Here is a 22,700-nt window from a genome sequence, read left to right as displayed (position 1 = left end):
ACATAATTCGATTTATGTTGAGACTTCCGTAATGTGGAGTCCCTCCAGGGGAAGGGCGGTCATCCACAATGGTGACCGTAAATACTGCACATTAATGGGCCTAGCATCGGAGCCGTGCCAATGGTGGCACAGGCTCTTTGGAGGCTCCGATGCTTCTGGAAATGCTTCCTGTTGTTCGCCAGCGCGTCTCCCTTTCGTCCCTGCCGGTTCTGGGACCTTCCCTGGGCGATTACGTGGACTGGATGCTTGAGCGAGGTTATCCCCGTAGAACGGCCAGGGAATACTTGCGACAAATCTGCCGCCTGGAAGAACGTCTCCTTGCTCTGGGCGTGACCTCCGATCATCAACTCACTAGGGAGGCCCTCCTTTCCTGCCGCGAGCCTTGGCATCCAAGGGCGGATCCGAGGGATTTTCTCCCGACCCTGGTCAACAGCCTTGACCGGTATTTCCTTGCCCAGGGCCGGTTCCACCCTCCTGCGCCCGCCATACGTGAACTGAAGGCCCTGGCCTTCGGCGAATACCTCCGGAATGTCCGCGGATTCGCTCCCGTCACCATCCAGCGGTACGAATCGATCATCCAGGAGTTCCTGGTTTACATCAGTTTCGATGGCAGCCCCGAGCGTCTAAGGAACATCGACGGCAGCATGATCGAATCCTTTGTCAAATTCCGGGCGCGACGAGCAGCCCGAGCCCATCTCCAGAAAATCGCGGCCGCGATGCGCGGCTTCTTCAAATTCCTGGCCATGTCCGGAGACATCCTTCCGGGTTTGGAGGACCAGATCGTTTCCTCCCGAGTCTACCGAGGCGAACGGCTTCCACGGGCCCTTTCCTGGGAGTCCGTGCAGGCCTTCCTCAACGCCATCGACCGATCCACACCGATGGGAAAGCGCGATTACGCTATCTTTCTCCTGATGGCCACCTACGGCCTCCGGGCAGTGGAGGTGGGGACTCTGGCGCTGGAGAACATCGACTGGCGCCTGGAGCGGATTTCCTTGATCCAGACCAAAACTGGAAACGGCCTCACCCTGCCGCTGACTGACGAGGTTGGCGCCAGCCTCGTCGACTACCTCCGGCATGGGCGACCCCCCTGTCCTGTCAGAGAGGTCTTTCTCCGGGTAGTCGCACCCACGGGCCCCCTGGGGCCTCAGGGCATCTCCTACACCTTCAGGAGCCGGGTGAAACGCTGTGGCCTTCCCATCCCCTTCAAGGGGCCTCACTGCCTGCGCCATTCCCTCGCCGTTCACCTGCTGCGGCAGGGTGGTTCTCTCAAGGAGATCGGGGATGTCCTCGGCCATAAGAATGCAGAGAGTACCTGTGTCTACATCCGCCTTGCCGTGGAGGACCTTCGGGAGGTCGCCCTTTCCCTGCCAACAGGGGTGCGGCCATGACCGGCGCAATCGGATTCATTTCCTGCCTCGGGCCCATCCTGGCGCAGTACGTGGAACTCAAACAATCCGTGGGCCTGAACTTCGATGCCGCAGGCCGAGTGCTCCTACACCTTGACCGGTTCCTTTCAGAAAAAGCCAATGGTCCTGAGGATTTCGACGCAAATAGGTTCGGGGCATGGTGTCGGACCTTCGAGCATGTGGGTACCGGGACCCGGCGGGCCCGGATGCGGATCATCTACCTTTTCTGCCTCTATCGACGACGGACGGAGCCCGGATGCTTTCTGCCCGACCCGGCGCTGTTCCCTCCATACTCCCGACACCCTCGCCCCTACATCTTTGATGAGCATGAAATTCCGCGCCTGCTGGATGCCACCCAGGAGCTGAAGCCTCATCCGATGAGCCCCCTCCGCCGGGAGGTCTATCGCCTTGCCCTCGTCCTCCTCTACACGAGCGGGCTTCGCAGGGGCGAGCTGCTCCGCCTAACGCTGGGCGACTACTTGCCCACAGAACAAACGTTGATGATCCGGGAATCCAAGTTCTACAAGTCGCGCATGATCCCGCTTTCAGTGGATGGAAGCCGGGAACTTGACGCGTATCTGACGGCTCGACGGAACCGCCACCTCCCCATGGATGCGGCCTCGCCGTTGCTCGTCCAGGGCCGGAGGGACGGGTATTCAGGGGGAGGCATCTACGATGGATTGCGGGGCCTATTCAAGGCCGCCGGCATCCACACCGAGACCGGCGGCACGCCGCGGGTCCATGATCTGCGACATACCTTCGCCGTCCACGCCCTCCTGCGCTGGTACCGGGAAGGTGCGGACCTCGGGGCCAAGCTTCCTTTCCTGTCCGCCTACATGGGCCATGTCTCACCCGTGTCCACGGAATACTACCTGCCATTCGTTGCTTCCCTGGCGGGTGCCGCGAGCGAGAAGTTCGCCGAACACTGCAAGCCCCTGCTCGAATCCTTCGAGGGACTCGGAGGGTCATTGTGAAGGAGGCCAAACCCAACCCCCTGGCCATGGCCCTGCGCGAGTTCTTTTCGGAGTTCCTTCCGAGGGCCCGTGGCCTCAGCCCCTGCACGCTCCTCAGCTACCGGGACAGCCTGTCCCTGCTGCTCAAGTTCCTGGCTGGCCATCTCGGACGTCCCGTCGCCGAACTGGGCCTGGAGGCCATCACCCCTGAGGTGGTCATGGCCTTCCTCGACCACCTGGAGGAGGGCCGCCACAACAAGGCCTCGACCCGGAATGTGAGTCTCGCGGCGATCCATGCCTTTGCCCGTCACGTCGCCACCTGCCGGCCCGAATGTCTGGAAGGGTGCCAGCGAATCCTGGCTGTTCCGTTCAAACGGGCTGGCGCCCGCGTGGTCGATTACCTGGAATTCGAGGAGATCCAGGCCATTCTGGCGGTCATCGATCAGTCAACTCTGGATGGCCGGCGGGATTTCGTTCTCCTGGCAACGATGTTCAACACCGGAGCCCGGGTCCAGGAAATACTCGATCTCCGGCCCTGCGACCTCCAGTTGGAGAGGCCCTTCCAGGTTCGCCTGTTCGGTAAAGGGCGAAAGGAGCGTGCCTGCCCACTTTGGCCTCAGACAGCCCAACTGCTGAAAGCCTTCCTTGCCGCAATCGACATGGAACCCGGGTCCAGGGAGCGCTTGTTCCGCAATCACCGGGGAGGGCCCCTGACCCGATTCGGGGTCCGTTACCTCCTGGCCAAGCATTGCCACCAGGCCAGGGCCTGCGCTCCAACGCTGACGGGGAAGCTTCTCCATCCCCACTCCATGCGCCACAGCACCGCGGTCCACCTCCTCCAATCCGGAGTTGACCTACCGACCATCAGCCACTGGCTGGGGCATGCCAGCATCAATACGACCAACCGCTACGCCAAGGTGGACCTCGAGATGAAGCGGCGTGCGATAGCAAAGGCCAAGCCCCTCGCTATGGATGGGGCCGAAGCGACTTGGAGAACCGACAAGTCCATCCTGGAATGGCTGGAGTCCCTGTAAGCCAGTTCCGTAATGTGGAGAACCACGGCCTGTTGTCCGCACATTGAGGGGCTCCAAACCTGGGCCTCCACATTACGGAAGTCTCAACATAAGTCATAGACCAGGAGCTTGATGGCCTGGTCGCCACGGCTGCGAAACACGAACACCGTTCCCGAAAAGGGGTCGCTGCTGAGTTTCTCCCGGCAGAGGCTGACCAAGCCGTCGATCCCCCGGCGGAAGTCCACCGGCTCGACCGCCACCAGCACCCGCATTTGCGGGGTGATCTGGATCAACCCCGGCCCCCCAGGAATGCAGCGACAATCCCGGCAGCCTCCAGACCCCGTCCCGACTCCAGGGTGATGCGCATGCGCGAACCATCGGGGGAGGTGATCTCGATGGAGGTCCCGGGGAGGGGGGCCGGCACAGGCTCCGCCGCCAGGGACGCCGGCAGTTCGACAAAGGTGGGCTTGATCAGGCCGGGCTTTACCGGAGCCTTGGCGACCCGGGTCCGGAGGGCCTTGTAGTCGAGGCCGACGGCGCGGGCGATTTGGCAGACACCGTAGATCCGGGCCAGGGCCACCGCGCTATCCCAGATTTCCACCGGCGTCTCGCCGCGGCTGGGGCGCGTCATGCGCCAGGTCTCTATGCGCCTGCGCAGTGGGGCCAAGTCCTCGGGCAAAGCAGCTTTCCTGGGTTGGGCCATGGGCAATCTCCAGCGACCCATGAGCCTACCGGTGATCAACCTACGGGTTCACGCACGCCTGCCGAAAGGACACTTCCAATCCGCCTTCTCCCCCGTTCGCGCCGCCAGGTTGGGGCCGACTCAACTTCGGCGTTAGGCCTCACCGATTGGCACCTTGTGGAGTTTAAAATGAACATCTGGGCGTACATCTTCATCACGACATCGCAGCCCAAAAAGGTGGTCCGCCAGCTTCGCAGTATTCCCGGAGTTCTTCATGCAGATGCGATCTTCGGAAGTCCGGATGTCATTGCGATCGTCAATGGTACTGATGTCGCCGATATGGATGCAGTCATCGACCGCATCGCGGAAATTCCAGACATTGCTGGTACTGACTCAAAAATCGCTCGATGGATCGATGGGATTGAATTCCCCTCAAAGAATTCTGTTGGCGCTTAAACCTTCGCCCAGGTCATAACTGTTGATTCCTATCTCAGCAAAGGCCCATTCCTGCCACCTCCTCATATTTTCCCACGCCCGGAGGCGCCGTTCGAGTGCGGCATGATTTGCACGCCGCTCCAAACTCAGCGTTCGAGGTCGGACCCCAACCTGACCTTCTCCTTTTTAGGTAGCATCAATCCAATCCTCCTCCTCCCCCGTTCGCGCCGCCAGGTTGGGGCCGACTCAACTTCGGCGTTAGGATGTAATTTGCACAGACCTGCCATCCAGTTCAGATAAAACCGTGGTACAGCATATCCGAAGCAAAGTTATTTTTCATTAATCCATACTAATAATCCTTGGATTCAAGTTCATGGGCCTTCTTGGAAGCCATATAATCTTTCTCGCATTGATTCCATTGGAAAAATGCCAAAACTCCACCACCAATCGTGAAGGTAATTACTGTTACAATTACATTGGCCCGAAGATTATATGTACGTTGCAATAGGCTCATTATTACCATATATATAGAGGCCGTGGAAAGTCCCCAGTGGAAAATGCTTTCCATAAGAATAAACCTCGTTTTCCCTTGATGGCGAACCACGGCCCAGAGTAGATTTCTTTCAGATTTAGACATGAAGTATGGTGGCATATATTAAATCGCCAACAACGGCGCTACCGCCTTGGAGTCGGCTCCATTCGGGTTTGGGTTGGACGATACCCATGGGATCCCATTGATGGTCCGAACGAAGGTATCGGCGAGGGGAAACCACCGAGGCTAGGAACATTGGAAGGCGGGTTGATCATGGTCTGCACGCAGTAAGCAGTGCCCCCTAATATGGCCCCCCCAACGGCATCTTTTACTGCCCCCCTAGTTCCTCCCCTCGCTGCGCCCTCGAGGCCCCCAACTACAGCACCAGCCCCAGTCCAGGCACCGAATTCCCGCCAGTCAACTCCCGTGAAAGGATTCCCAGGTCTGCGCATCATTCCACCAGTTACATTCTCCAAGCTTTTTTCCGGAAGGACTGCGATTTTTGCTTCGTTATTCATATTATCCTCCAATTATTAAGAGTTATTACGCCCTCAACACACTATGCGTTGAAGACTGGTTACCCTTCTTGCCGTCAAACAGGAAAAAGTTCCAAAGTACCAATCTCCGAGCAATGGACGATAGGCATCCTTCGCCTCAAACCCCACCTATCGGGCGACATCCGAAACTGACCCCCCGTTGGCCATGAAAATTGACGGGCGGTCAATTTACGGTGTCCCTCGACAGCACCGCGTCCTGCTGCGGCTCCCCCCGAAGGCCACGGTAGGCGGGTTTCTCCGCGCCGGCCTCAGTTGTCGAAAAGCCCAGATCTAAATCACCAGGGCAAGCCGCAGCCCGATGGGCAATCAGCGCCCTTCCCCCTCGGGCGCTTCAACTGAAAGCCATCCCGCCGCGCCGTCCCAACGAGGTAATCTGTACTCCCTTGCGATGACCTAAAATTGGTACCATAATTAGGTCACCAAGGAGGGGCTCCAATGCAACGCATCCATGCCCGCTCATCTGTAAGCATTAGTGATTTAAAGAAGAACCCTAGTGGCGTCATCTCTCAATCAAAGGGAGAACCTATCGTGATACTTAACCATAATCGTCCTACCGCCTACCTTGTCCCAGCTGCAACCTTTGAAGCAATTTTGGATCACCTCGATGACATCGATCTTGCGCGCTTGGTGAGGGACCGTCAGGACGAGCCTTCAGGCAAGGTGAGTCTGGATGATCTATGAGCTCGAATTCAAAGAATCGGCGTTGAAGGAATGGCGAAAACTAGACGGACGCATTCGCGAGCAATTCAAGAAGAAGCTTGTGGAGTGACTGTCAAATCCAAGGGTGGAATCCGCCAAGCTGTCTGGCATGCCAGATTGCTACAAAATCAAGCTCAAGGGTGTCGGCTATCGGATGGTCTATCAGGTTCTCGATGCATGTATGGTAGTAACCGCAGGTGCAGTCGTTAAGCGCCAAGGGAATGCTGTTTATATTTCTGCTTCAGATCGCCTGTAGACAGTCCCCAAGCCTGAACTCCAATTTTGTGCCCATTCCATACCGTCCAATTGCCGCCGTCCCAACGAGGTAATATTCACGCGCCGGTCCTAACTCAGCGAGGTCGGACCCCAACCTGCACTTCTCCCCTTGGTGGTATCGTCTTTCCAATCCTCCTTCACCCCTGTTCGCGCCGCCAGGTCGGGGCCGACTCAACTTCGGCGTCAGGCATCCCAAGGCACCATCATCAATGGCCGTCCAAACGCCAGTAGGCATCTCACATGCTCACCATCCTTAATCCCAACATGCTCGTCGACCAACTACGAGCTGAGCGCGTACCAACCGTTCCGATCGTCGTTCTGATGGCCTTGAACATCGCATTCCAAAACGTGGCTGGGCATCCGGGCTTCATTGGGGCCTTGGCATCACCCGCGGCGCTACCTTTTGTGCTCCTTCAATTAGGCATGTCGCTAGCCTCCCTTCTAATTGCCTTCCGCTCGAATGGCGGCGAGAAAGGCCGCGACTTCTTCACTAGGTTCTTCTCACTTACAGCGGTCCTCTACTTCTGGGTCTACATAGCTGGGTATTTCGCATACGTCCTTTTGTCTTGGTTCGTTGTGGGGGCACTTGGTGAACCCGGCCGAGATCTTTATCGCCCTTTCGGGCCTGCACAACTCGTTTTCGGCGCAGTTACTTCCCTTGTATACCTACTCTCACTGCAATACTTCTTCTCAAAGGTTGCGTCCAAGGCCACTCCTTAATCTTGGCGTCGCGTGCTCGGTTTCATCATCCAACGTCCGTCTGCCTAACCCGGCGTTCGAGGTCGGACCCCAACCTGCACTTCTCCCCTTGGTGGTATCGTCTTTCCAATCTCACGTCACCTCCGTTCGCGCCGCCAGGTTGGGGCCGACTCAACTTCGGCGTTAGGCATCACCTTCCAACCACTTTCGGCATCTGGAGTCACTGCACATCCAAGAGAATCTTGTGAACATAGAATCCGATGGTAATCCCAAACGAAATTCCAAAGATTCATTCAGTCTGATTGGAGGCTGGATCCTGATCGGCGTCTGGCTTCTAATCGAGTTATGGAACCTCCTTGCAGTGCACGTAATTCTTGGGAATCACTTCGTGCTCCAATTTGGATTACTTTTCGCCGGAATTGCCCTTGTGAAAACAAGCGCAGGCATTAAAGACAACCAGACCTGAATCGAATATTGATTACCAGGGCAAACTGCATCTCGATGGGCCGTCCAGCGCCCAACGCCTCCGAGCGCTTCAACCGGATGCCTGTCCCACCGCGCCGTCCCAACGAGGTGATTTTGGCGCGCCGTTCCTAACCCAGCGTTGAAGTAGGCCCCAACCTGACCTTCTCCCTTTGAGGAAGCATCTATCCAATCCTCCTTCTTCCCCGTTCGCGCCGCCAGGTTGGGGCCGACTCAACTTCGGCGTTGGGCGACCGTAGACTGGAGATACGCCTCGAACATCGAATCACCTGAATCGCTCACGATCATCGAAGAAGTAGGATATCCACCAACGCAAATCGAAGAGTATGCGGGTTGTCCCCTTTCTTATACGCAATTGGATGGAGGGCCGAGGTGACCAAACTACCTGTAATGCATACGAACCGCTTTCTATTATTCCGGCGCCTGATCATCCTTGTTCTCGCCGGACTGCTGGTCTACTACCATACCTTTACCCTGTACGACCTGTATCTTGGCGCGGGCAGCAGTACCCACACAGCATTCGAATACGTACAATCGGTCCTTCGAGTGGTGATTACTCTCAGTTTGCTGCTCGTCCTATTTGGCAACCGATGGGCTTTATGGGGTATGTGGGCAGGCATCACCGGACTTATTGCAACGCACTATTGGGCGCATTTCAGGCACCTGCCCGTCGATTTCACCGTGGGCAGGCACCCGCTTTCCTATCTCAAGGGCTTTATTTTTCCGACAATCATTACCGCGGCATTCAACACTACAAGCCGGGTGGAAGATTCAAATTCAGACGCCTAGCCTCTCGCTCACCTCGGACCCCATCGCTGCGCACCAGAGTCCTCAAAGAATTCAACAGTCGTGTATCGCAGCAAAAGGGCTGGTCGGCTTGGTCCGCCAGGGCCCGCAGGGCGCCAACCCGAAGCCTCCTCCGGATTCAAAGCACCCGATATCCGAAGGCTCCTCGGGGTGCACCCATGCTCTATTTACTTGAAACCATTGGCCTCATTGGCATCACCATTTGCGATTTAATTGAAATTCCCGATCGGCCGTGGCGAAGGCGTTGAGGTCCAGGGCCAGGCTCTGATTGACGCCAACGTCCGACCGCCGGCAATGTGTCCGTGCCGTCCTCACCCAGCGCTCGACGTCGGACCCCAACCTGCACGGCTCCCCTTGGTGGTAGCGTCTTTCCGATCCTCCTTCTCCCCCGTTCGCGACGCCCTACGGGGGCCGAACCAACTTCGGTGCCATGGCATGGGGCGCAAAACCCCAGGGCCACAGGTCTGCGCCGCGTCATGAGGCGGTTTCCCGGGAGGCCAAGGCAAGGCGGATTTCTACATGCCGACTTCATCAGGCGAAAATCCCGGAGCTACATCACCAGGGCATGCCGATGGGCAATCAGCGCCCGTCTCCCTTGAGCGCTTCAACTGAATGCCTGGAATCGGTCGATTATTTGTTGAACTTTATCAATTGTTGGTCCGAAAATTCAAAGTGGCGATATAATGGTTTATTCCTATCGATTTACAATCAAATCCCCACCCAGCAATAGAGACAATGGTCCATCAACGCCCTGATCAGGTACATGTTGAGACAGGAGTCCTTCAATGCTAGACGAACCTTCACGCACAATCGGATCCACGCGAGCCATTTCCACTGCCTGGAAAATGGGAATCCTCCTGATTGGCATCCTGGTATGCTGCATTGCTGCGCTGGCGACAGCCAAGATTGTCAATAAATTCAATTCCTCGATGGGTATATCTGGAAGCTCTTCCAGATAAGACGGGTCGGGCCATATATTTTTTGCGCGCGTCCAGCTGTGGGCCCCCAGAAGGCCTCGGTTGGCGGGCTTCTTTGCACCGGCCTCGGTGAGCGAAAAGTCCAGCTCCATCACCAGGGCAGGCCGCCGTCCGATGGGCAATCAGCGCCCTTCCCCCCCGGCGTTTCAATTGGACGCCAATCCCACCGCGCCTTCCCAACGAGGTGATTTTCACGTGCCGGCCCATGGAGGGTGTCGGCTGGATGGAAGGCCCCGCGACGGCGTCCAGGTTCGGGCCGACTCGCCTTCGGCGTTGGGCGCGCACGGACCACCTGAAGGAATGGTTAAAACCGATTATGGATTTGGGATCTTCCCCCCTCGTTGTGGGTGCATAGGCTGGACAGCTATCCTGTCTTCCAATCCCCGTTGCATTAACGGAACATCCTGCGGAGGCGGCAAATGGCTTTTCGATCGCGTTGGCCCATCCTGATCGCAACGGCCTGCGCCTTGGGCGCAGAACCGGCCCCGCCGGAGGTGCGCCCATCGACCTACGTGGCCATCGATCGGCTACCCAACGGCGATACGGTGACCTTTGCGGCCACGGGCCAGGCGCCGGCCCCTCTCTTCCGCACGGGGTATTTCGGGATGCCCGTCGTCCTGGCGCCCTACGACCCCAGCGGGACCGACCAGGCCTTGATCTTCGAGTCGAGCATCTACCGCTTCGAGAAGCGGGAGAGCGGTTTTGCCCTCCGGTCCAGGGAAGCCTTGCCGGAGGCGCCGGTGGAAGAGACGTTAAGCCGGTTCGACGCTGACCCGGGACTGAGTGATGCGATGCGAGAGGGCTTTGTGCGGTCTGACCGCTCGCTCAATTCCAGCATCGGTTTCCAGCTGGACGAGACCGGGGCCCTGTATTGGGTGGGTTCCACCGCCCTCTTCAAGCACGTGGATCAGGCGTGGGTGCAGGTCTACAAGCTGCGGCCGTCCTTCGCCAAACGCAATGGGCGCCAGTCCCCGAGAGCGGGACTGGTGGTGCTTCCGGGGCACCGGATCGCCCTGTTCGGGGGGGAGGTGAACTTCATCGAGATCCTGGAACCGGGCTCGGGGCCCGGCGAGGCCACGATCGTGAAAACAATCGACTACGATGTCCTCGGGTGCGACGCGGAGTCCTACCCGAACCGGGCCACGCCGGTCTTCTGCGTCTCGAACGGATCGCTCTTCGTATATCTGCGGGGCACGGGGCGGTTCTATAGGATGAACCTGGATTCCTACAACCTCAAGGAGATCACCGTCCCCTGGATGAAGGTCGCCTTCGCCCGGAAGGGCCAATCTCCCCGATGGACAGGGGCCGACTCCAGCGCCACCTGCTCGACGCCCCTGGTTCCGGAGGCCATCGATTTCGCCCTGGAGGCTGACGGCAGCGTCCACGCCACAGCCCTGATGTTCAACATGGACCGGGCCGCCGCCCACACCTTCACCCTGGACGGCGAGAAGGGTTCGATTGTCTCGGAGTTCAAGCTCGGCGACGAGATCCCAGGTCCTGGCGCCTACCAGGACGTGAAGGGCGACTTCGTGCCCCTGCGCGGGGCGAAGCGAACGCCTGAACCCGAAAGGGTCCCCTGAAGGCCAGGAAAGGGATTCGCAAACCATCCTTCGATGCGGCTTATCATTCAGGGTCGGAGGTGACGGATGGGATCCGATGAACAAGAAATCCGTGAGGTTCATTCGACCTGGCTGGGCGCCGTCAATGACGGCAATCTGGCCCGCCTACTCACCTTGATGGCGGACGATGCCGTATTCCTCGGTCCCGGCCAGGCGCCATTCGGCCGGGATGGATTCTCAGCCAACTTCTCGGCAGCTCGCCAACGGATACGGTTCCTGTGCACCAGCGAACTGGAGGAGGTCGTGGTCGTCGGCGCAGTCGCGTATACGCGGAGCCGGGACACGTTGTCGGTCACCCGGCCCGGAAGTGGGGAAGGGACCCGGTTGGCCGGCCATCGGATAACGATCTACCGCAAACAGGCGGATGGCCGGTGGCTCCTGGCCCGCGATGCCCATACGTTGTCCCCGGTTGAGGGAGGGGGATCATGAGATTCCCTTTATCCAGGGCTTCAAGCCACCCTGCCTGACCCTCTGCTCCTGACGGACCCCTGCCGGCCTCTCGCCCAAGGTGGTATCGTCTTTCCCATCCCCCTTCGTCCCCGATCGCGCCGCCAAGCTGGGGCCGACCCGACTTCCGCTCCAGGAATCCTCCAAGGAGGGCCCCATGCCATCCGGGTTGATCATCTTCCTCGCCATGATGGGAATAGCCCTGATCTTCTGGTTATTGTTTCGATCCCGAATGTACCGGGAGGCCCTCGGCGATCTCCAAGGCATGCGGGACGCTCCGGAGAACAGGATGGGTCCGACAGGCCTGCATAATGCAAATTCCCTCTATCAGATGTCCGACGATGACCGCCCAAGGAAGCCCAAGCAATAGCCCTTCCAGCCGCCATTCCGCTCAACCCCGGCCGGGACGTTCCAGGAGATGAAAGCCATGAAGGACCGGACTCGATTCGCAGTCGCCTTCTCCTCAGCCTTCTCCCGGCCTTCTGGGTTGCGAGCCGGATCAACAACCGCTCCTTCCCGGTCTGCTGCATGGGCGCCTGTATCCTGGCACTGGGTTGCGGGTGGCTTTTCATGCGCTTCTCCGGCAAGGGAGGTGGTACGCTTTCGGCCAGCTGATTTCGTGAGGTGTGATTCCACGTCAAATGGAACCGGGGTTCTTCATGCGTGCTGAACAACGAATCAAGGAGCTTGGAATCGATCTCCCCGCCGGCGGCGCACCTGCGGGCAATTACGTGTCGGTCGTGCAGTCCGGGAATCTCCTGTTCACCTCGGGCCGGGCGCCTCTGCCCATCGACGGGAAAAAGCCAAAGGGCCGCCTGGGGAGTGAATACTCCACCGCCCAGGGCTACGCCTTCGCCCGTTCCGCCTGCATAGATCTGATTTCGGCATTGAAGGATCACCTCGGTTCGCTTGACAGGGTCGTCCGATTCGTCGAGCTCCACGGTTCGATCAACGCGACCGCCGAATTCGAAGAGCATGCAAAGGTCCTGGATGGTGCCTCCGACCTGCTGGTGGAGGTTTTCGGCCCGGCAGGTGTTCATGTCCGCTCCGTCATCGGGGTGAATTCGCTTCGCAACGGCGTGCCACTGACCGTCAAGGCCACGGTTGAAATCAAGGAAGGGTGACGTCCGCGCCGCCAGGCTGTGGCCGGCTCCCTTGTCAGCGTCAGGAGCCCACATGCGAATGAACCGTCATCTCGTGATCCCCATCGTGACGCTGGCCATCGGCGCCGCTCTCGGCGGTGGCGCGGCCACGATCTATTGGCTGGACGCAGACACGCGATCAGCTGAGCTTCGGCTCCGCGTTTCGACGTTCGAGCGAACGCGGCTCCTTCAGCACCTCAGGGCCCAGGAAAATCCGACGGCCATCGCCGAGCATGAAATCCTGCTTGACGGAGATGTCGCGGGCCTGAGGTTCTACGTGGATCACTTCAAGCGCAAGGATCCAGGATCGGCCGAGGCCTTGCTGCGGGCAGCCCGCTACCGGGCTCAGCACCCCACGCCATCCGCGGCTTCCGAAACGGCAGCAACCCTCCAGCCGGCTCCATCCCAGCCCCTGCCCAGGTAGCCCGGAACTCAACCCGATGGCCTGCCGGCAGGCCAGGACCGCGCGGTTCCGGAACGTGCGGCCTCGATCACGGCGATATCGATCCTCGTCATTCCCATCATCGCCTCAAACGCGCGCTTCGCTGCCGCAGGATCGGGACCGGTCGTCGCCTCCAGCAGGACGCGGGGCGTGATCTGCCAGGACAGGCCCCATCTGTCCTTGCACCACCCGCAGGCGCTCTCGGTGCCGCCATTCCCGACGATGGCATCCCAGTAGCGGTCCGTCTCCTCCTGGTCCTCGGTGACGATCTGGAAGGAAAAGGCTTCGCTGTGCCTGAAATGCGGACCGCCATTCAGGCCAAGGCAGGGCAGGCCCAGCACCGTGAACTCGACCGTGAGGACCTGCCCCTCCTTGCCCCCCGGAAAATCGCCAGGAGCGCGGTGAACGGCTTTCAGGGCGCTGTCCGGAAACGTTCGCGCGTAGAACCTGGCCGCTTCTTCAGCCGCGTCGTCATACCAGAGGCAGATCACGTTCCTGGCCATCGGCGTCCCCCTTGGCGCTGCAAGCTGGGGGAGTCTACCATGGGGTCCGTCCGGCGTCGGCACCCGACCCCCAGCCGGGCGGTTCAAAACACCTCCCAGGAATGTCATAGTTCGTTCAAGCGGCAGGGCCCAGCCGCCCGCCCAACCCGGGGCCTTCGATTTTCCCTTCTTCGATGTCCAGGAGTCACCCATGAACAGAGTCACGGGTATCGGTGGAATCTTCTTCAAGGCAAAGGACCCGGTCGCACTTCGGGCCTGGTACCAGAAGCACCTGGGGATCGATGTCCAGGCCTGGGGCGGGGCGGCATTCAGCTGGGCCGACAGCCAGGGGACCCCCACGGGGGGAACGACGATCTGGAGCATCGGGGGCGAAGAGGGGGAGGGCTTCGCCCCGAGCAAGGCCTCCTTCATGATCAATTACCGGGTCGAGAACCTTCAGGCCCTCGTAGCGGTCCTGCGGACGGAGGGCTGCAACGTCCTCGAGAAGGTCGAAGCGTCGGAATACGGCATCTTCGCCTGGGTCATCGACCCCGAGGGGAACAAGGTGGAACTCTGGGAACCCCCGGCCGGCCAGTGAACCGGAACGGTGCTTGACGCTCCCGAATGGCACCCGCGACCATGATCCGGACCCTGGTGCTCGTCGAAGGCGACAGCGATGCGGCCGCGGTCCGCGCGCTGGCCGATCTCGTCGGTTGCGACCTGGGCTCGCGTCGCATCCGGATCTGGCCGGCGGGCGGCGTCACCAACTTCCCGAAGGTGCTGGCGGAGCTGGTGCGCGAAAACCCCCGTGCGGGTTTCTGCGGCCTGTACGACGTCGCCGACGAGCGGCACGTCCGCCGTGCGCTCGAGAACGCCTCCCTTGGGGCCGCCCCCCACGAATCCCTGGATGCGTCCGGCTTCTTCGCGTGCGTCGACGACCTCGAGGACGAACTCATCCGGGCCCTGGGAACCGGGGCCGTGGAGCGGGTCCTCGAGGCCCAGGCCGAGCTCAACTCGTTCCGGCGCTTCCAGGCCATGCCCCAGCACCGCCATTCCCCGGTGCATCGCCAGCTGCGCCGCTTCCTGGGAACCCGGGCGACGCGGAAGATCCGTTGCGCGCAGAGCCTCGTGGAAGCCATGGATCCTGGCCAGCTGCCGTCCCCCCTGGTTCAGCTCGCGGCCAGGCTGCTGGGGCCGGCCTCCCGGTGATCTGCGATAATCCCTGGGGGAGAAGACCATGAGCGAAAAGGGCGGCCGGACGGTCATCGGGTTCATCGGGGGCAGCGGGGTCTATGACCTGGAGGGCCTTTCCCATCAGCGCTGGGAGAAGGTCGCGTCCCCCTTCGGCGCGCCCTCGGACGAGCTGCTGTTCGGAGACCTGGACGGGCAGCCCCTGGTGTTCCTTCCCCGCCATGGCCGGGGGCACCGGATCTCGCCGTCGATGATCAACTACCGGGCCAACATCGACGCCCTGAAACGGGCCGGCGTCACCGACCTGGTCTCGGTGAGCGCGGTGGGTTCCCTGCGGGAGGACCTCAAGCCGGGCACCTTCGTCATCGCCGACCAGTTCATCGACCGGACCTTCGCCCGGGAGAAGAGCTTCTTCGGCAGCGGCCTGGTGGCCCACATCTCCATGGCCCACCCGGTGTGCAGCCGCCTGGGCGATCACCTGGAGGCCGCGGCCGCCGAGGCGGGCATCGAGGCGGTGCGGGGCGGCACCTACCTGGTGATGGAGGGACCCCAGTTCTCCACCCTGGCCGAATCCAGGCTCTACCGGTCCTGGGGCTGCGACGTGATCGGGATGACCAACATGCCGGAGGCCAAGCTGGCCCGGGAGGCGGAGCTCTGCTACGCCACGGTCGCCATGGTGACGGACTACGACTGCTGGCACCCGGACCACGACCACGTGACGGTGGACGCCATCGTCAAGGTGCTGCTGGCCAACGCCGACCGGGCCCGCAGTCTGGCCGGGCACGCGGTGCCCCGGATCCAGGCCGATGCCAAGGCGCCCGCATGCTCCTGCCGCACCGCCCTGGAGCATGCCCTCATCACCGCTCCGGGCCACCGGGATCCGGAACTTCTGCGCAACCTCGACGCGGTCGCCGGGCGCGTGCTGGGTCCGCGCTGAACGGCCGTCAGGGCTGGCGGGAATCCGCGATGTAGGTGGTGCCCAGGGAAAGGGGCTGGGCCGGGCCGAGGACGACGATCGGCCGGATCCTCAGGGCCTTCATGGCGGGGGCCAGGCCCTGGAGGTGCAGCCGCGCGGCCTGGACGGAGGGGAACGGCCCGCTGCGGACCAGCTGGTAGGGGCGCCCGGCCCGGCGATGGCGCACCACCAGGGAGGATTCGGTGGCGGCGGTGCGCAGGAGGGTCCGCTGCAACCGCGCGGCCCCCCGGGGGCTGACGGTGGCGGCGAACTGGATCCAGACGGCGCGGGGCGCGTGGTGCGGCAGGGGCAGCGCCACCCGCAGAACGGGCGCCGGGGAGGAGGGAACGGCCGGAAGCGCCGCCAGTCGGGGCCGTTCCAGGGGCATCATGGGCGGAAGGACGGAGGGAGCCGGGGTGGGGGGAGGGGCCGGAACCGGTTCCTCCGGCAGGAGGTCCACGACCAGGGGCGCGCTTTGGCCGCCGGCCCCGTTGGTGACATGGAGCCAGTAGACGGTGCGGCCGGTGACCAGGTGGGTGATCTCACCCTTGGCGGGCAGGATCAGGCCCAGGGGATCCAGGCGGACCTGGTCGACGCCGGTGGCGGACCACCTCAGGGTCACGGTGCCGCCCCTGCGCACGGCCTTGGCCGTGGTCTGGAAGGCCTCGATGTGGGCCGGGACGGTCTGGGCCGCCAGGAGGCAGGGCAGGAGCGAGAGGAGGATGCGTTTCATGGGTGGGCCCGTCGAAGACCCCTAATTCTGTGCGCGCGACCGCCAAAATCCAATCAATTTAAGCGCCTAGAAAGGGCAGTCGACGGCCTGGGCCGTCTCCTGGCGCAGGGCCTCCAGGTCATCCTGGGTCTGGAAGTCCAGGATCAGCGCCAGGAGGTCCGCCTCCCGGTTGTCGATCCACCAGCCGGCGTCGGTCCTCGCCAGGACGGGGGGCAGGACCAGGGCGAGGTAGCGCTCCGCCGCCGGCGCCAGGCCCTTGCGCTTGCGTTCCTGGTCCAGGCGCCAGGCCTCCAGCTTGACCTGGGCGATCACCGCCGCGCGCAGGGAGCGGGCCCAGGACACCTGGCGGGGGGCGCCCTCCAGCTCGGGCAGTCCCGGAAGGTCGCAGAGGGCTTCCTGCTCCTCGGCCTTCCCCATCGACCAGCAGGCGGTGCAGGCCTGGCCCTTCTGCCACAGGGCGTCCTTCTCCTTCTTCCACTTGGGACCGCTTAAGGCGTGCTTTTCCTTGTGGCCGCAGGCATGGAGGACGGTGGTCCCGCGCGCCCGGCCCAGGCCGGAAGCGCGGCGCAGGGGCTTCGCCCTGGGCTTGGCGCGGTTTAGGCCGGTCTTCGCGGGGCGGGGGGATTTCCGTTTGGGGAAGGGCATCGTGAACCAGTGTGCCTCAATCCTGGGACGGACACTCCGCTTCCGGGTCGTCCTTCAGTTCCCAGGAGGGATTCCAGACCCAGGCGAAGGAGAACCCGCAAAGCTCGCTCGCTCGGTATACGCCGTAGGTGATGGAATACCCGGCGATGATATCGATCGTGTAGTGGAGGTGCGCCAGCAGGACCACGGCCAGCGTGAAGAGGTTCAGGGCCAGGAAGACGCGGCTGGCCTTGCCGAACCGGCGGGAGAAGAGGTAGAGGAGGAACGTCGTGGCGATGTGCCCGCTGAAGAAGAGGTCCTTGGTCAGGTAGACGCCCGCTGAATTCTCCCCGATGGCCTTCAGGGGGTTGAGGATGGACAGCAGGGCCGGCCACACCGCGAAGGGGTGGAGGGCGTTGATGTCGGCGCCGAGGACCGGGCCGATGCCGGTGAGCGGGATCATGAGGCCGCGCAGCAGCGAGAGGAGACCGTCCGTCACCACCAGCCGAATGAACAGCTCGCGGTCCTGCCGCCCGATCCAGAGGGCCGAGGGGATGTAGCAGAGGAGCCACAGCACGTAGTTCCACCGGGCCAGGACCGCCACGTAGGGCACATGGCGCAGGAGCAGGTCGGGCAGCGCGCTTCCGGGCTGCATCTCGTTGGGCAGGATCAGGAGCAGGGCGGCGGCATGGCAGAGGTAGCGGAAGGCCAGCACGGCGAGGAGGATCAGCCACAGGGGCCGAGGTTTGGGTTCATTCGGGTTCATGGTCCATCCTGGGGTCCGCCTCCGATGCGGCGGACCGCTGGAAGGCCGGGGGCTGTCGGGGGCCCGCGAAGGCGGGCGTCCCTTCCATGTTATCTCAAATATTTGTACTAATGGGGTTGGGAATTCCCGCGAGGGACGGGGGGGGCGAGGTTGTAAGCTGGGGGAAAATCCAGCCCCCCTTCCAAACTGGGAGATCCGACCCATGGGTTTCATGTCCGTTCGACAAGCAGGCTTGTTCCTGGCCGGGATCGCGCTGGGTGGCACGGTTGTTCTCCTGGTCGCCCACCGTGGCGCCCGGGACTTCCAGGCCCGGGCCGCGGCCAGGGCTCCGCGAGGATTCCTGGTGGCCGCGGCCAGGCTTCCGGGGCAGGCGGCCATCACCATCGACCTGGCGAAATCGTACGGGACGAATCCCGGGGATCCGGTCCGGTACTATGCGGGGAGCGCCTCCACGGCGGACGGGTCCGTGTCCTTCTCCTACCCGCCGGCGGCCGCTCCCATCCTGGGCGACGTCATCCTGGTCCAGGTTGCCCCCAGGGATGGGGCGGGCCGGAATTTCGTGGTGCGCAACGGGGACTTCGGAACCCTGTTCCAGAACCGGGAATTCCAGGTGACCTACGCTTCGCAGGGACCGGGCGGCTCTCCGGAGGTCCCTTGACCCGCCAGCGAAGGCTCGTCAGCCTAGGCGCTGAGGGCCCCCTCGGCGGCATGGAAGACCAGGACGGCTTCGCCGTCCAGCTCCCAGGCGGCGTAGATGGGGTCGTCGAAGGGGCAGACGAGCGCTAGGTGCTCCTGCTGGCTGGGGCCCACCGGATCGATGAGGTAGACGGACCGCGGGCCGAGCACGCACAGATGACCGCTGGCGGGCAGGATCTGGAGGCCGGTGATGGGCCCCACGTTGGGCGAGAAGAGGCCCACCTCCCCGGTGGCGGTGTCCAGCACGTAGACCCGGTCGTCGCGCCCTGCCAGGTAGATGGAGTAGCCGCGGCGGCCCGTGGTGACCCGGTGCACGAGGACGCCGGGGGCCGAGTGCCGCAGGGCCTGGACGGCGTCGACAGCGGGGCTCGGCGCCAGCTCCAGCTGAACCAGGGCGCCGGTGGCCAGGGTGGCGTAGACGGTGGGATGTTCGGCGTGGAAGGCCAGGCTCTCCACCTGGGCCTCGAAGCCGGCCGACAGGACGGGTGTGGGGTGGCCGGGGCCCAGGAGCCACACCTGGACCTTGCCGTCGCGGTTGCCGGCGGCCGCGAAGCGGCCATCGCAGCTGTAGGCCAGGGCGGTGACCGCCTGGAGGGGAAGGCCGGCCAGGGGCTGGCCGGCCTGGACGTCGAACCGGGTGATCTCAGGCTGGTCCGGGGGCCCCACGATGGCCAGTTCGATGGAAGTCCCGGTGCCCTGCCGGGGGCGAAAGGCGATCATCCTGGCGAACGTCAGGCCGCCCAGTTCGAGGCGGCTGAGCGTGAGGCGGTTGGACACCTCCAGCTTCGAGCCGTCCCGGATGGTGGCCAGGTGGACCCGTTCCGGGCACAGGTGGATGGCGGTGACCTCCCGGGCGCCGCCCTTCAGGAACGGCACCCCGAAGAACCGGGCGACCGGCTGCGTGGGAGGGAAGGAACGCACCTCGGGCGGCGCGGAGGGGGCGGCGGGGGCCGGGGATTCCCAGGACGCCCGGGGAGCGGGGAGCGTTCCCAGTTTCAAGGGGATTCGCTTGGGCTTGGGCATCGGCCTTTCCTCAACCTGCAAGGATAGGCCGGGATTTCAGAAAGCCCGGTCTTAAATAGAAATTATTTATACGGGTGGTTCCTCCACCTGCCCCCTGTCGGAGCCATAGACTCTATCCAAAGGACTTGTCCAATCAGCCGCCGGAGCGGGGCAGGACCCGCTTTTTTTGCGGCGGCCGGGACCCGGGGTAACATCCAGCATGGTCCCCGTGCTGATGCTCTTTCTGCTCCCGGTCGGCGGCGGGATTCCCGCCGGGGTGCTGCTGGCCCGGTCCCAGGGGCTGGCCTGGCCGCTGACGGCGGGGATCTACTTCGTGTCGGACCTGATCCTGGCCCTGGCCTTCGAACCGGTCCTGCGGCTGCTGGTGGAGCTGGGGGCCCGGGTCCCCTTCCTGTTCCGGCTGGGCTTCGCCATGAAGCTGGCCATGGCCCGGGGCACTAGGCACTTCACCGGCACGGGCGCCGGGCCCTTCGGGCTCCTGATGATCGCCTTCGGGGTGGACCCCATGACGGGACGCGCCGCGGCCCTGGCGGCGGGCCACGGGTTCGTGGCGGGCTGGGCCTTCGCCATCGCGGGGGACATGCTCTACTACGCCGTCATCGCGGTGACGACCCTCCGGCTGAACGCGTATTTCAGGAACCCCACCCTGACCATGGGGATCGTCCTGGGGGGGATGCTCCTGGTGCCGGTGCTGGTACGCTATGGCCGTTCCGCCCTGCGGGGAGCCCCATGACCGACGTCTTCGACCTGGAAGCCTACCTCGGGCGCATCGCCTTCCAGGGCGCGCCCGCGCCGTCCCTTGCCGCCCTGGAGGCGCTGCACGCGGCCCACACCCGCGCCATCCCCTTCGAGAACCTGGATATCCACCTGGGTCGGCCCATCCGGCTGGACCTGGCCTCCCTGCAGGCCAAGCTGGTGGCTGGGCGCCGGGGGGGCTACTGCTTCGAGCAGAACTCGCTGTTCGCGGCGGCCCTGGAGGCGCTGGGGTTCGCGGTGCGGCTGCGGGAGGCCCGGGTGCGCCGGGGCGCCACCGGCCCCATGGCCCGCTCGCACCTGGCCCTGGAGGTGGCGCTGGAGGACGGGCCCTGGCTGGCGGACGTGGGGTTCGGGGGGGACGGCGTCCTGGGCCCGGTGCCCCTGGACGGCCGCGAAGCGGCGCGCCACGGCGACCGCAACCGCGTGGTCCCGGAGGGCTCCCGGCAGGTGCTCCAGGCCTGGGAGGACGGGGCCTGGAAGGACCTCTACGCCCTGGAGCCCGGCGAGGTCCTCCCGGTGGACCTGAAGGTGGCCAACCACTACACCAGCACCCACCCGGACTCGAAGTTCACCCAGGTGCTCACGGCCCAGCGGTGCGCCCCGGGGGACCGGGCCTGGCTGCGGGGGCTCTCCCTGACCCGGGGGGGCGTCACCCGGGAACTGGATCCGGACGAACTCCTGGCCGTCCTGGAGTCGGTCTTCGGCCTGCGCTTCCCGCCCGGCACCCGGTTCTCACCCCCCCAGGATCCGGCCGGGCAGAAGGAAGACGCCCCGCACCAGGGATAGCGCCCCCTCCACCGCGAAGCCCAGGATCCGCAGGGGCAGGAGAAGCAGCCAGATCAGGGGGCAGAGGACCAGCAGGAGCAGGGCCAGGGGCCAGCAGATGACCAGCAGGATGAACCACAGCAGGACCTTGATCATGGAAACGCCTCCGGGACGAGGATAGGTCCGTCCGGGAGGCGTTCCAGGGGCAGATCGGCCGGTGGCGGCCGGGAGTCGGCGAACTACACGTTCTGGAGGGCCTGTTCCAGGTCGGCGATGAGATCCTCCACGTCCTCGATGCCCACGGCGTAGCGCACGAGGCCGTCGGTGACGCCGCCTTCCAGGCGGGCCTCCCGGCCCATGCTGGCGTGGGTCATGGAGGCGGGGTGGCAGATGAGGGTCTCCACGCCGCCCAGGGACACGGCGAGGGCGGCCAGCTTGACGCTGTCCATGAGCCGCGCGCCGGCCTCGACGCCGCCCTTGACCTCGAAGCTGATCATGGCGCCGGGACCGGCCATCTGGCGCTTGGCCAGGGCATGCTGGGGATGGCTGGGCAGGCCCAGGAAGCTCACCCACTCGACCTTGGGGTGCTTCTCCAGCCAGAGGGCGATCTGCATGGCGTTGGCCTGGGCGCGCTCCATGCGGATGGCGAGGGTCTTGAGGCCGCGGCTGACCAGGGAGGCCTGGTGGGGGTCCATGCAGGGGCCCATGATCACCACCATGGCCCGCAGCTTCTTGTGGAGCTCCTCGGTTTTGGCGATGATGACGCCGCCCACCACGTCGGCGTGGCCGTTGATGAACTTGGTGATGGAGTGGAGGACCACGTCGGCGCCCAGGTCCAGGGGCTTCTGGAGGCACGGGCTGGCGAAGGTGTTGTCCACCACCAGCAGGGCGCCGGCCTCGTGGGCGATGGCGGCCGCGGCGGCGATGTCCGTGACGATCATGGACGGGTTGGAGGGGGACTCGATGTAGACGATCTTGGTGTTGGGGCGGATGGCGGCCTTGAGGGCGGCCAGGTCGTTGGTGTCCAGGTAGGTGGACTCCACCCCGAAGCGGCTCATGTGCTTGTCCATGAGCACCCGGGAGGGGCCGTACACGCCGGCGGTGGACACCATGTGGTCGCCCTGGTTCAGGAGGGCCATGTAGACGGTGGAGACGGCGCCCATGCCCGAGGAGGTGGCGGTGCAGCCGAAGCCGTTCTCCAACTGGGCCACGTTCTCTTCCAGGGCGCAGACGGTGGGGTTGCCGATGCGGCTGTAGATGAAGCCGGACGCCTTGCCCGCGAAGCGGTCGGCGCCCTGCTGGGCGTTGCGGAACGCGAAGGTGGAGGTCTGGTAGACCGGCGTGGTGACGCTGCCCATCGGATCGTCCGGAATGCCCGCATGGACCAACTTGGTATTGAAACCCATTTTCCTGGTGTCCAAGGTGAAGCTCCTTTGGGTTGATTTTGACCCACCTGAAGCCGGAGGTCCAATTTCCCGCATCGGGGTTGACCCTTTCATCAGGGGGGGGCATGCTGCCTAATGAGGATTTGCCCGGAAAG

The 22,700-nt window shown here is 63.3% G+C and carries 27 protein-coding genes and 1 pseudogene; 18 read left to right on the top strand and 10 right to left on the bottom strand.

The genetic code is table 11. The features are described 5' to 3' along the window. Positions 1–149 precede the first annotated feature (149 nt). From ACZ5MC_RS03635 to ACZ5MC_RS03625, 3 genes are read left to right on the top strand one after another with little or no spacing between them, the layout of a single operon-like run. Positions 150–1,388 carry a site-specific integrase gene (locus tag ACZ5MC_RS03635; protein ID WP_316414410.1) on the top strand — a complete coding sequence of 413 codons (1,239 nt, stop codon included), beginning with the start codon at positions 150–152 and terminating at the stop codon, positions 1,386–1,388. After that, positions 1,385–2,380, top strand: coding sequence for a tyrosine-type recombinase/integrase (locus ACZ5MC_RS03630; protein WP_316414409.1), 996 nt, complete (start codon positions 1,385–1,387; stop codon positions 2,378–2,380). Before ACZ5MC_RS03635 ends, ACZ5MC_RS03630 begins: the two co-directional genes overlap by 4 nt. After that, on the top strand, positions 2,377–3,393 hold the full coding sequence (locus tag ACZ5MC_RS03625) for a site-specific integrase (protein ID WP_464517050.1): 1,017 nt from the start codon (positions 2,377–2,379) through the stop codon (positions 3,391–3,393). The genes ACZ5MC_RS03630 and ACZ5MC_RS03625 overlap by 4 nt, the downstream gene beginning before the upstream one ends. Positions 3,394–3,476: 83 nt before the next feature. Here the strand turns inward: ACZ5MC_RS03625 and tnpB are convergent, their stop codons facing one another. Both tnpB and ACZ5MC_RS03615 read right to left on the bottom strand, forming a co-directional pair. After that, the gene (gene tnpB / locus ACZ5MC_RS03620) at positions 3,477–3,665 is read right to left on the bottom strand and encodes an IS66 family insertion sequence element accessory protein TnpB (protein WP_464517049.1); all 189 of its coding nucleotides are present in this window, start codon (positions 3,663–3,665) and stop codon (positions 3,477–3,479) included. Further along, positions 3,662–3,973: a hypothetical protein gene (locus tag ACZ5MC_RS03615; protein WP_464517048.1), complete on the bottom strand. Its 312-nt coding sequence runs from the start codon at positions 3,971–3,973 to the stop codon at positions 3,662–3,664. The genes tnpB and ACZ5MC_RS03615 overlap by 4 nt, the downstream gene beginning before the upstream one ends. Positions 3,974–4,243: 270 nt before the next feature. Between ACZ5MC_RS03615 and ACZ5MC_RS03610 the strand changes: the two genes are divergently transcribed. From ACZ5MC_RS03610 to ACZ5MC_RS03590, 5 genes and pseudogenes are all read left to right on the top strand, one after another. Then, positions 4,244–4,510 (top strand): Lrp/AsnC ligand binding domain-containing protein, encoded by a 267-nt coding sequence (locus ACZ5MC_RS03610; RefSeq protein WP_464517047.1) that lies wholly within the window; start codon positions 4,244–4,246, stop codon positions 4,508–4,510. 1,503 nt (positions 4,511–6,013) lie between these two features. Continuing rightward, on the top strand, positions 6,014–6,259 hold the full coding sequence (locus ACZ5MC_RS03605) for a type II toxin-antitoxin system Phd/YefM family antitoxin (RefSeq protein ID WP_464517046.1): 246 nt from the start codon (positions 6,014–6,016) through the stop codon (positions 6,257–6,259). Next, positions 6,249–6,533 (top strand): annotated as a pseudogene (locus tag ACZ5MC_RS03600) (type II toxin-antitoxin system RelE family toxin). Before ACZ5MC_RS03605 ends, ACZ5MC_RS03600 begins: the two are co-directional and overlap by 11 nt. Before the next feature lie 260 nt (positions 6,534–6,793). After that, positions 6,794–7,273, top strand: a complete 480-nt coding sequence (locus ACZ5MC_RS03595; protein WP_464517045.1) for a hypothetical protein — start codon at positions 6,794–6,796, stop codon at positions 7,271–7,273. 834 nt (positions 7,274–8,107) lie between these two features. Further along, entirely contained in the window at positions 8,108–8,524 is a 417-nt protein-coding gene (locus tag ACZ5MC_RS03590) for a hypothetical protein (protein WP_464517044.1), read from the top strand. Positions 8,525–9,236: 712 nt separating this feature from the next. Here ACZ5MC_RS03590 and ACZ5MC_RS03585 read toward each other — a convergent pair. Beyond that, positions 9,237–9,641: a hypothetical protein gene (locus ACZ5MC_RS03585; RefSeq protein WP_464517043.1), complete on the bottom strand. Its 405-nt coding sequence runs from the start codon at positions 9,639–9,641 to the stop codon at positions 9,237–9,239. Positions 9,642–9,938: 297 nt separating this feature from the next. On the opposite strand from ACZ5MC_RS03585, the gene ACZ5MC_RS03580 reads away from it, so the two are divergent. The 4 genes from ACZ5MC_RS03580 to ACZ5MC_RS03565 all read left to right on the top strand — a co-directional run bounded on the left by ACZ5MC_RS03580 (position 9,939) and on the right by ACZ5MC_RS03565 (position 13,151). After that, positions 9,939–11,099, top strand: coding sequence for a hypothetical protein (locus ACZ5MC_RS03580; RefSeq protein WP_464517042.1), 1,161 nt, complete (start codon positions 9,939–9,941; stop codon positions 11,097–11,099). 66 nt (positions 11,100–11,165) lie between these two features. Further along, complete coding sequence (locus tag ACZ5MC_RS03575; RefSeq protein ID WP_464517041.1) at positions 11,166–11,567, top strand: YybH family protein; 402 nt, start codon at positions 11,166–11,168, stop codon at positions 11,565–11,567. 677 nt (positions 11,568–12,244) lie between these two features. Next, positions 12,245–12,709: a RidA family protein gene (locus ACZ5MC_RS03570; RefSeq protein ID WP_306598941.1), complete on the top strand. Its 465-nt coding sequence runs from the start codon at positions 12,245–12,247 to the stop codon at positions 12,707–12,709. A gap of 52 nt (positions 12,710–12,761) precedes the next feature. After that, complete coding sequence (locus ACZ5MC_RS03565; protein ID WP_464517040.1) at positions 12,762–13,151, top strand: hypothetical protein; 390 nt, start codon at positions 12,762–12,764, stop codon at positions 13,149–13,151. An 8-nt stretch (positions 13,152–13,159) separates the two neighbouring features. On the opposite strand, the gene ACZ5MC_RS03560 is transcribed toward ACZ5MC_RS03565, so the two are convergent. Next, complete coding sequence (locus ACZ5MC_RS03560) at positions 13,160–13,672, bottom strand: VOC family protein (RefSeq protein WP_306598939.1); 513 nt, start codon at positions 13,670–13,672, stop codon at positions 13,160–13,162. 190 nt (positions 13,673–13,862) lie between these two features. On the opposite strand from ACZ5MC_RS03560, the gene ACZ5MC_RS03555 reads away from it, so the two are divergent. The 3 genes from ACZ5MC_RS03555 to ACZ5MC_RS03545 are packed head-to-tail and all read left to right on the top strand — an operon-like array spanning position 13,863 to position 15,779. Continuing rightward, a complete protein-coding gene (locus tag ACZ5MC_RS03555) occupies positions 13,863–14,249 on the top strand; it encodes a VOC family protein (protein ID WP_306598938.1) in 387 nt (128 codons plus the stop codon). A 26-nt stretch (positions 14,250–14,275) separates the two neighbouring features. Further along, positions 14,276–14,860 (top strand): TOPRIM nucleotidyl transferase/hydrolase domain-containing protein, encoded by a 585-nt coding sequence (locus ACZ5MC_RS03550; RefSeq protein ID WP_464517039.1) that lies wholly within the window; start codon positions 14,276–14,278, stop codon positions 14,858–14,860. A gap of 28 nt (positions 14,861–14,888) precedes the next feature. Then, positions 14,889–15,779, top strand: a complete 891-nt coding sequence (locus tag ACZ5MC_RS03545; protein ID WP_464517038.1) for an S-methyl-5'-thioadenosine phosphorylase — start codon at positions 14,889–14,891, stop codon at positions 15,777–15,779. A gap of 7 nt (positions 15,780–15,786) precedes the next feature. Here the strand turns inward: ACZ5MC_RS03545 and ACZ5MC_RS03540 are convergent, their stop codons facing one another. The 3 genes from ACZ5MC_RS03540 to ACZ5MC_RS03530 form a co-directional block, all read right to left on the bottom strand. Then, on the bottom strand, positions 15,787–16,530 hold the full coding sequence (locus ACZ5MC_RS03540; protein ID WP_306598934.1) for a hypothetical protein: 744 nt from the start codon (positions 16,528–16,530) through the stop codon (positions 15,787–15,789). Between the two features lie 66 nt (positions 16,531–16,596). Continuing rightward, positions 16,597–17,175 (bottom strand): hypothetical protein, encoded by a 579-nt coding sequence (locus ACZ5MC_RS03535; protein WP_464517037.1) that lies wholly within the window; start codon positions 17,173–17,175, stop codon positions 16,597–16,599. Positions 17,176–17,191: 16 nt separating this feature from the next. Further along, positions 17,192–17,920, bottom strand: a complete 729-nt coding sequence (locus ACZ5MC_RS03530; protein WP_306598932.1) for a phosphatase PAP2-related protein — start codon at positions 17,918–17,920, stop codon at positions 17,192–17,194. Between the two features lie 202 nt (positions 17,921–18,122). On the opposite strand from ACZ5MC_RS03530, the gene ACZ5MC_RS03525 reads away from it, so the two are divergent. After that, a complete protein-coding gene (locus tag ACZ5MC_RS03525; protein WP_306598931.1) occupies positions 18,123–18,578 on the top strand; it encodes a hypothetical protein in 456 nt (151 codons plus the stop codon). Between the two features lie 23 nt (positions 18,579–18,601). Here ACZ5MC_RS03525 and ACZ5MC_RS03520 read toward each other — a convergent pair whose 3' ends face one another. Beyond that, positions 18,602–19,639: a WD40 repeat domain-containing protein gene (locus ACZ5MC_RS03520; protein ID WP_464517036.1), complete on the bottom strand. Its 1,038-nt coding sequence runs from the start codon at positions 19,637–19,639 to the stop codon at positions 18,602–18,604. A gap of 199 nt (positions 19,640–19,838) precedes the next feature. Between ACZ5MC_RS03520 and ACZ5MC_RS03515 the strand changes: the two genes are divergently transcribed. Beyond that, positions 19,839–20,372: a hypothetical protein gene (locus ACZ5MC_RS03515; protein ID WP_464517035.1), complete on the top strand. Its 534-nt coding sequence runs from the start codon at positions 19,839–19,841 to the stop codon at positions 20,370–20,372. Next, positions 20,369–21,181 (top strand): arylamine N-acetyltransferase family protein, encoded by an 813-nt coding sequence (locus tag ACZ5MC_RS03510; protein ID WP_306598929.1) that lies wholly within the window; start codon positions 20,369–20,371, stop codon positions 21,179–21,181. Before ACZ5MC_RS03515 ends, ACZ5MC_RS03510 begins: the two co-directional genes overlap by 4 nt. Here the strand turns inward: ACZ5MC_RS03510 and ACZ5MC_RS03505 are convergent. Together ACZ5MC_RS03505 and ACZ5MC_RS03500 are read right to left on the bottom strand one after the other, a co-directional pair. Further along, the gene (locus ACZ5MC_RS03505; RefSeq protein WP_306598928.1) at positions 21,128–21,316 is read right to left on the bottom strand and encodes a hypothetical protein; all 189 of its coding nucleotides are present in this window, start codon (positions 21,314–21,316) and stop codon (positions 21,128–21,130) included. The two genes, ACZ5MC_RS03510 and ACZ5MC_RS03505, sit on opposite strands and share 54 nt — an antisense overlap. Before the next feature lie 83 nt (positions 21,317–21,399). Next, positions 21,400–22,566: a trans-sulfuration enzyme family protein gene (locus ACZ5MC_RS03500; protein ID WP_306602310.1), complete on the bottom strand. Its 1,167-nt coding sequence runs from the start codon at positions 22,564–22,566 to the stop codon at positions 21,400–21,402. Positions 22,567–22,700 lie beyond the last annotated feature (134 nt).

It is taken from the genome of Mesoterricola sp. JemC181 (assembly GCF_055384585.1).
Note: the sequence above shows the minus strand (reverse complement) of the source record. Positions and strands in the feature narration are given on the sequence as shown.